At 48.9% G+C, this 3,061-nt stretch carries 5 protein-coding genes; all 5 read right to left on the bottom strand.

Features of this window, described 5'->3' with window-relative positions; translation table 11 throughout:
* A partial coding sequence (locus OXH16_16255) for a hypothetical protein (GenBank protein MCY3682951.1) occupies nucleotides 1–296 on the bottom strand: 296 nt, incomplete at its 3' end.
* Between the two features lie 28 nt (nucleotides 297–324).
* The gene (locus tag OXH16_16250; GenBank protein ID MCY3682950.1) at nucleotides 325–783 is read right to left on the bottom strand and encodes a GNAT family N-acetyltransferase; all 459 of its coding nucleotides are present in this window, start codon (nucleotides 781–783) and stop codon (nucleotides 325–327) included.
* Nucleotides 784–964: 181 nt separating this feature from the next.
* Nucleotides 965–2,134, bottom strand: coding sequence for an MFS transporter (locus OXH16_16245; protein ID MCY3682949.1), 1,170 nt, complete (start codon nucleotides 2,132–2,134; stop codon nucleotides 965–967).
* Between the two features lie 3 nt (nucleotides 2,135–2,137).
* On the bottom strand, nucleotides 2,138–2,719 hold the full coding sequence (locus OXH16_16240) for a 2'-5' RNA ligase family protein (GenBank protein MCY3682948.1): 582 nt from the start codon (nucleotides 2,717–2,719) through the stop codon (nucleotides 2,138–2,140).
* A gap of 50 nt (nucleotides 2,720–2,769) precedes the next feature.
* A partial coding sequence (locus OXH16_16235) for a hypothetical protein (protein ID MCY3682947.1) occupies nucleotides 2,770–3,061 on the bottom strand: 292 nt, incomplete at its 5' end.

Raw genomic sequence — 3,061 nt, 5'->3', positions numbered from 1 at the left:
CTCCTGCGGGCAATGCCAGCACCGAGGCTGGCGGTACGATTTCTCAAGTCGATTTCCGACAACTGAATATCGCCGAGAAGATTGCCATCGGGACTGAAGATGCCCAGATAAATTTGACTCTTGCCTTGCTGCTCCTGGATATCCTCGAACCATTTGTCCGAGCCTTCGAGTGAATGACCGGGCCTGACAGGCTCAGTTGGTATTGGCTCCTCGAGCTCATAATGTTCCCAAAGAGTGCGGCAATGCTCGCGTTCCATTGTTCGCAGTACCACTTTTTTACCACGTAACTCGATCATGAGAGATAACCTCGTGATTTATCAGATCTCACAGTCTCTTTTCAAAAAAAATCACATCGAACTCGGACACCCTTTGTCGTTCTATTTCACAATATCCGTTCTTTTCATATAGCTTGCGAGCCGCAATCTGCTGCACTGTTGTATCCAGGCAGAGTATTTTATAACCCAAATCATTAGCTCTTATCTCAAGTCTATTCAGAATCGTCTGACCAAATCCTCGTCTTTGAAAATCGGGATGGACGCGCATCCTTTTAATTTCTGCCTTATCATCTGAAATTCGTTGCAAGGCACCCATTGCTACCAATTTCTTTTCGCAAAATCCTGTCAAAAACTCACCTTTGTCAGATAGATATGTCTCTTCAATAGTGTGAAGGTCATTGTCTTGAGCGCCACTGCCTGCATTCGCTCCAACCTGATCCAGTGCTAAGTTGTGTAGATTCCAGACTTCATTGTGGTCAGAAGCCTGATAGCGACGAATTTTCAACATGCATGTCTCTCTCTTTCCAGTAGAGGCTTTGTCTTGGCAATGAAATCCGCCCAGCTTTATGGTCGGTTGCCGAAGGCCAAGGCACCGCCAGTGCCGCGACGCATCACCGTGTTGTTAGCCGAAGTCGATCTATTTCCAAAGGTACATTTTTCTGACTATGAAGTGTGCACGTCTGCCCAGTTCAGGGTTTTTTGTCTTCGATACTAACAACGGACGGAATCATCCGGGCAGACGTTCCAAGAACGAGGGTCAGTAATCCCCCTGTTAGGAACCACGGCTGCGGGCCAAATACATCGGTTACGGGACCTATCACGATGAGCCCAAGCATAGTTGTAAATTGCACGGAACTATGGAGAGCACCAAATACGCGGCCTTGTAGATGGGGATCGACATTGGCCTGAAGGAGTGCGCGGAGAGGCGCGTTAATTAGCGAGCTACCGACACCGCTTAAAGCTATGCCCGTGATGGCCAAAGCAAAGCGGGTATGAGGGGCTATACCTACGAGTATTGTTCCAATGCCATACACGATCCAGCCTAAGATCGTCGTCATGATTCGGCGGCGGAATCCACCCCAGGCCCCGACCAGAAGGCCTCCCAGAACAATGCCCACTCCCCAGGCAGAATTAAACCAACCAAGTTCAGTAGCCTCTCCATTGAAGTGATCTGTTATCAAGAGGGGCGAGATGGTCATCTTCGTGTTCCCAAATATGTTTAATACGGCAGCAATTAAGATTAAGTTCCGAAGACCAGTCCATCTCCACAAATAACGAAATCCTTCCAGCATATCAACCCAGATTCCAACCTCCTGGCTTTGCTTTTCCTCCATCCTTTTGGGCTGTGGAATCATAATGAAGATGAGGGGACCGATAGCCAGCATCGCTGTCAAAACATCGATGGCCAATATGATATGCATCTCGAACACGGCCAGTGCCAATGCTCCAAGGGGAGGCCCTCCCATGCTGAGTACTCCATGCAGGGTTTGATTCGTCCCCTGGATCCTGGCCAGATGTTTTTCGGGCACCATCAGAGGCGTGGAAGTTATCATCGCCAGGCCCTGGAATGCACGACCAATACTCGCCAGGAAGTTTACTGCGTAGATATGCCAGATCTCGATAATTTCTATCCAGAAAAGACCAGCAAGACCAGCCATGGCTATTGCAACAAGCGTATCCGAGACGATCATTACAATTCGGCGGTTCCATCTATCGTTCAGTGTGCCAATGATGGGAGCCAGGAAGACTTCTGGCAGGTAGGCGACAAGGACTTGGGTTCCAAGAGACGACAGCGTTTGTCCGGTCCAGATGGTAAAGAATCCGCCAGTCCATGCTCTGTCTCTATTCAGATGAATCAATCATCACTCCTTTTGACCCGAATCGTCGAGAAAGAACGTACCCCTCTTTTTGAACCGAAAATTCTCATCAGGTACGATGAACTCCAGTTTATCACACAAAAAAGAGCCAGACGGGGCTGAATTTTGGAGCCGTGCACATAGCTCAAGGCTCTCGTCTATGGATATGAATTCAGCAATGGTCATGTGCGGAGCTATGTTGCGCCGGTGATACGCTTCGTCGGAAAATGCCGATGTACCGTGGAGGATCTGCTTTAAATTATCGATAGGCTCTTGTGGCCTTATAGGATACGAGACGCCAGGATGCCTGGTTGAGGCATGCAGCTTGTCGTAATGAAGCGTGAATGGCTGGACATCAGTAATGACGTTATTGATTTCATCGATAAGATCAGGCGTCATTTCCTTGCTCAAGGGATCTGACAAAGAGATGTGCGTCGAACAGGAGTCAGCAGAGCGGGGATCATACTTTGCTCGCAAGAGATCGATCTCCTGAGATACCTCTGGAGGGGGCATGATAAGGATGAGGCCTAATCGGTAGTCGCGTTGCCAATCTTCCCACTTTGATGTGTCTTTTACGTATGGAATCATGATGGTCTTTCACGGGGTGATAGCATCGACATGTTAGCCGATCATGGCGCTTATTTGCGTTGCTGATCAGCAATATATTCACGTAACTTCTCGATCGCGGGGAAATCCACATCCCGAAGCGGTGCACCAGCTGGGTGCTTGTGGAAATTTACCTTCTCGTCCAGTTGGGCTTCAGCACTGAGGATCGGACAGGTCAGGTCACCCAGTCGGCCTTCAGGTGCAGAGAAAGCTCCTTGTGGATAGGGCCAATCAGTCCACCGGCCAGAGGTAACAATATCTCCCGATTGGGTCTTTTCGAGAAGCCCAAAACTGACAAACTGATCAAGTTTGTAGAAGCCAATG

Source organism: Gemmatimonadota bacterium, assembly GCA_026705765.1.
Lineage (GTDB): Bacteria > Latescibacterota > UBA2968 > UBA2968 > UBA2968 > VXRD01.
This window is presented reverse-complemented; position numbering and strand designations above follow the sequence as displayed.

Excerpts from the sequence above, each read along its gene's own strand:
- OXH16_16250 (MCY3682950.1), bottom strand. The coding sequence starts at position 783 with ATGTTGAAAATTCGTCGCTATCAGGCTTCTGACCACAATGAAGTCTGG.
- OXH16_16240 (MCY3682948.1), bottom strand. The coding sequence starts at position 2,719 with ATGATTCCATACGTAAAAGACACATCAAAGTGGGAAGATTGGCAACGC.